Source organism: Hydrogenophaga sp. FW305-3-2-15-A-LB1, from assembly GCF_058787875.1.
The window spans coordinates 1-4,442 of record NZ_JBYTAE010000158.1; the positions used below are offsets into that span (position 1 = coordinate 1).

Genomic DNA, 4,442 nt, shown 5'->3' on the forward strand with positions numbered 1-4,442 from the left:
GCGCACCGCGAGTTCGTCGAACACATCATCGACTTCCTGGAGATCCAGGCCTACCGCAAGACGCCGGTGGGGCAGCTGCCCTACGGGTTGCAGAAGCGCGTGGACCTGGGCCGAGCGCTGGCCATGGAGCCGCAGGTGCTGCTGCTGGACGAGCCGATGGCGGGCATGAACCTGGAGGAGAAGCAGGACATGAGCCGCTTCATCCTGGACGTGAACGACGAGTTCGGCACCACCATCGTGCTGATCGAGCACGACATGGGCGTGGTGATGGACATCTCCGACCGCGTGGTGGTGCTGGACTACGGCAAGAAGATCGGCGACGGCACCCCCGAAGAGGTCCGCCGCAACGAGGAGGTCATCAGCGCCTACCTCGGCACGAGTCATTGATGACCACGGCACCCCTGGACGGACCTTTTCTCGCGAACGGAATTGACCATGGCATTTTTTCTTGAAGCGCTGCTGGGTGGCCTGATGGCCGGCATGCTGTATTCGCTGGTCGCCCTGGGCTTCGTGCTGATCTTCAAGGCCTCGGGCGTCTTCAACTTCGCCCAGGGTGCCATGGTGCTCTTCGCCGCCCTGGCCATGGCCCGCTTCTCCGAGTGGATACCCCTGTGGACCAGCATCGAGAGCCGGGTGCTGGCCAACGTGGCGGCCTTCGTGCTCGCCGGTGCGCTCATGTGGCTCGTGGCCTGGCTGATCGAGCGGCTGGTGCTGCGCCACCTGGTGAACCAGGAAGGCGTGACCCTGTTGATGGCCACGCTGGGCATCAGCTACTTTCTCGACGGCCTGGGCCAGACGATCTTCGGTTCGAACATCTATCCGATCAACGTGGGCATGCCCAAGGATCCGCTGATCCTGTTCGAAGGCACGTTCGACGGTGGGGTGCTGCTCAACCTGGAAGACATCTACGCGGCTTGCGTGGCCGCCTTGCTGGTCGCCGCGCTGTCGCTGTTCTTCCAGAAGACAGCCACCGGCCGGGCGCTGCGCGCCGTGGCCGACGACCACCAGGCCGCGCAGTCCATCGGCATCCCGCTCAACCGCATCTGGGTCATCGTCTGGTTCGTCGCGGGCATCACCGCGCTGGTGGCCGGAATCATCTGGGGCTCCAAGCTGGGTGTGCAGTTCTCGCTCACCACGGTCGCGCTGCGCGCGCTGCCGGTGGTGATCCTGGGCGGCCTCACCTCGGTGCCCGGCGCCATCATCGGCGGCTTGATCATCGGTGTGGGCGAGAAGCTCTCCGAGGTCTACCTCGGGCCGTTCGTGGGCGGCGGCATCGAGATCTGGTTCGCCTATGTGCTGGCGCTGGTGTTCCTGCTGTTCCGGCCCCAGGGCCTGTTCGGCGAAAAGATCATCGATCGCGTGTGACCCAGAACAAAAAAGAGAAAGCCCGCCATGTTCTATCGTGAAAACGGTCAATTCAAGACCACCTACCGCGCCGACCAGCAGATCTTCCCGATCGCGCAGGACCGCTGGCTGATCTGGGGCCTCATCGCATTCGCTTTCATCGGCGTCCCGCTGCTGGCGGACGAGTACCTGCTGCGCGCCATCCTGATCCCCTTTCTGATCATGTCGCTCGCGGCGCTGGGCGTGAACATCCTGGTGGGCTACTGCGGCCAGATCTCGCTGGGCTCGGGCGCCTTCATGGCCGTGGGGGCCTACGGCGCCTACAACTTCTTCGTGCGCGTGCCGGGCATGCCGCTGATCCCGGCGCTGATCCTGGGTGGGTTGTGTGCGATGGCCTTCGGCATCCTGTTCGGCCTGCCCAGCCTGCGCGTGCGCGGCCTGTACCTCGCGGTGGCCACGCTGGCCGCGCAGTTCTTCGCCGACTGGATGTTCCTGCGCATCAAGTGGTTCACGCTGGACACGCCCTCGGGTTCTGTCTCGGTCTCCAACCTGCAGGTGTTCGGCCTGTCGCTGGACAGCGCCGCGGGCAAGTACCTGTTCTGCCTGGCGGTGCTGGCGGTCATCGCGCTGCTGGCCAAGAACCTGGTGCGCAGCGCCATCGGCCGCGAGTGGATGGCGATCCGCGACATGGACGTGGCCGCCGCCGTGATCGGCATCCGCCCGATGTACGCCAAGCTCAGCGCCTTCGCGGTGAGCAGCTTCATCATCGGCGTGGCCGGCGCGCTCTGGGCCTTCGTGCACCTGAGCGCCTGGGAGCCCGCGGCCTTCTCTGTGGATGTCTCGTTCCGCCTGCTGTTCATGGTGATCATCGGCGGCCTGGGCTCCATCGTGGGCAGCTTCTTCGGCGCGGCCTTCATCGTCGTGCTGCCCATCGTTCTCAACCAGGTTCTTCCCGCCATCGGGGCGCTGGTGGGCGTCGAAATCTCCACGGTCGCGGTGTCGCACGCGGAGTTCATGGTGTTCGGGGCCTTGATCGTCTGGTTCCTGATCGTCGAGCCCCACGGGCTCGGCAAGCTCTGGTCACTCGGAAAGCAAAAGTTGAGGATCTGGCCATTTCCTCACTGACTCCCTAAGGGGTCACGAACCCGGCCACGCGAAAACCTACACAACATCTGGAGACACCATGAAGAAAACCTGCGCGACTTTCGCGACGGTGCTGGCCCTGCTCGCCCCGAGCATGTCCACCAACGCCATCGCCCAAGACAAACAACAGTATTTCCCTTTGCTCACTTTCCGCACCGGCCCGTATGCGCCCAGCGGATCGCCTTGGGCGAACGGTTTTGTCGACTACTTCAAACTGGCCAACCTCAAGGGCGGCATCAACGGCGTGCGCATCGCCTGGGAAGAATGCGAAACCGGTTACGCCACCGACCGGGGCGTGGAGTGTTACGAGCGCATGAAGGGCAAGAACGGCGGCGCCACGGTGTTCCAGACCATGTCCACGGGCATCACGCTGGCCCTGACGGAGCGCGGCATGGCCGATGGCATTCCGATCCTGACGCCGGCCTACGGACTGAGCGAGAGCGCCGACGGCGAGGTCTTCAAGTGGAGCTTCCCGATTGGCGGTAGCCACTGGGCCTCGGCGGACACGCAGGTCCAGTATGTGGCGCAGAAGCTGGGTGGGGTCGACAAGCTCAAGGGCAAGAAGATCGCCTTGCTGTACCACGACAGCCCCTATGGCAAGGAAGCCATTCCCGTGGTGACCGCGCGCGCCAAGAAACACGACTTCGAATTGACGGCCATTCCGGTGTCGCATCCCGGTGTGGACCAGAAGGCCGCCTGGTTGCAGATCCGCCGCGCGCGCCCGGACTTCGTGCTGCTCTGGGGTTGGGGCGTGATGAACTCCACCGCCCTGAAGGAGGCGCAGTCCACCGGCTTCCCGCGGGACCATGTGGTCGGTGTCTGGCCGTCCGGCTCCGACTCCGACGTGAAGGAAGTGGCAGGCGCCGCAGGCTACAGCGCGGTGCTCGTGCTGCCCGGCCCGGGGTTTGACTCTGCCATTGCCAAGGAGGTGCGCGAGAAGCTGCACGCCAAGGGCCAGGGCTCGGGTCCGAAGGAAGAGGTCGGCGAAGCCCTCTACATGCGCGGTCTGATGAACGCCATGGTGGCGGTGGAAGGCGTGCGCCGGGCGCAGGAGAAGTTTGGCAAGGGGCAGGTGATGACGCCGGCCCAGGCTCGATGGGGGTACGAGAACCTGCAGATCAACGACAAGCGCCTGGCGGAACTCGGCATCGCGGATGTGATGCAACCGCTGTCCACCAGCTGCAAGGACCACATGGGCCCCTCGGCGGCGCGCGCCTACACGTGGAACGGCTCCAAGTGGGAGGTGAGCTCGGAGTGGCTGCATGCGGATCCCGCGTTGCTCAATCCCATGATCAAGGCAGCCGGCGACAAGTACGCAGCGGAGAAGAAGCTGACGCGCCGCACCGCGGCCGACTGCCAGAGTTAAGCACCCCCGCCGCGCTGCGCGCGACCCCCTCCAGGGGGCGACACCTGGGGCCGGCAGAGCCGGACCCTCGGTGTCCCTGGATGGGGCACGCGCTGCGGTGGTGGTTCGTTCCTGCGGCTGGTTTTTCCAGCCGCCATCTGCCAGGGTGGCGCGCCGCCCTGGCAAATGGTCCCCAAGGAATCGGAATCTCCATGAACACGCCCACCACCGTTCTCAACGTCAACGGCATCGAGGTCATCTACAACCACGTCATCCTGGTGCTCAAGGGCGTCTCGCTGCAGGTGCCCCAGGGCCAGATCGCGGCCATCCTGGGCGGCAACGGCGCGGGCAAGACCACCACGCTGCGCGCCATCTCCAACCTGCTCAAGGGCGAGCGCGGCGAGGTCACCAAGGGCAGCATCGAACTGCGCGGCGAGCGCATCGAGAACCTCTCGCCCGCCGACCTCGTGCAGCGCGGCGTGGTCCAGGTCATGGAGGGGCGCCACTGCTTCGCCCACCTCACCATCGAGGAGAACCTCATGACCGGCTCCTACACCCGCAAGAGCAAGGCCGAGGTCGCGGCCAACCTGGAGAAGGTCTACACCTACTT

The 4,442-nt window shown here is 65.2% G+C and carries 5 protein-coding genes; all 5 read left to right on the forward strand.

Annotated elements, in window-relative coordinates:
* Nucleotides 1–387: ABC transporter ATP-binding protein (locus AC3WPZ_RS27595; protein WP_492442531.1), on the forward strand; the 387-nt coding region annotated here is incomplete at its 5' end.
* Nucleotides 388–435: 48 nt separating this feature from the next.
* Complete coding sequence (locus AC3WPZ_RS27600; protein ID WP_492442533.1) at nt 436–1,365, forward strand: branched-chain amino acid ABC transporter permease; 930 nt, start codon at nt 436–438, stop codon at nt 1,363–1,365.
* 27 nt (nt 1,366–1,392) lie between these two features.
* Nucleotides 1,393–2,469 carry a branched-chain amino acid ABC transporter permease gene (locus tag AC3WPZ_RS27605; RefSeq protein WP_492442535.1) on the forward strand — a complete coding sequence of 359 codons (1,077 nt, stop codon included), beginning with the start codon at nt 1,393–1,395 and terminating at the stop codon, nt 2,467–2,469.
* A 58-nt stretch (nt 2,470–2,527) separates the two neighbouring features.
* Complete coding sequence (locus AC3WPZ_RS27610; RefSeq protein ID WP_444689019.1) at nt 2,528–3,853, forward strand: ABC transporter substrate-binding protein; 1,326 nt, start codon at nt 2,528–2,530, stop codon at nt 3,851–3,853.
* Between the two features lie 191 nt (nt 3,854–4,044).
* Nucleotides 4,045–4,442, forward strand: a 398-nt coding sequence (locus AC3WPZ_RS27615; RefSeq protein WP_492442537.1) for an ATP-binding cassette domain-containing protein, incomplete at its 3' end; no start/stop codon positions are given.

Excerpts from the sequence above, each read along its gene's own strand:
- AC3WPZ_RS27605 (WP_492442535.1), top strand. The coding sequence starts at position 1,393 with ATGTTCTATCGTGAAAACGGTCAATTCAAGACCACCTACCGCGCCGAC.
- AC3WPZ_RS27600 (WP_492442533.1), top strand. The coding sequence starts at position 436 with ATGGCATTTTTTCTTGAAGCGCTGCTGGGTGGCCTGATGGCCGGCATG.
- AC3WPZ_RS27610 (WP_444689019.1), top strand. The coding sequence starts at position 2,528 with ATGAAGAAAACCTGCGCGACTTTCGCGACGGTGCTGGCCCTGCTCGCC.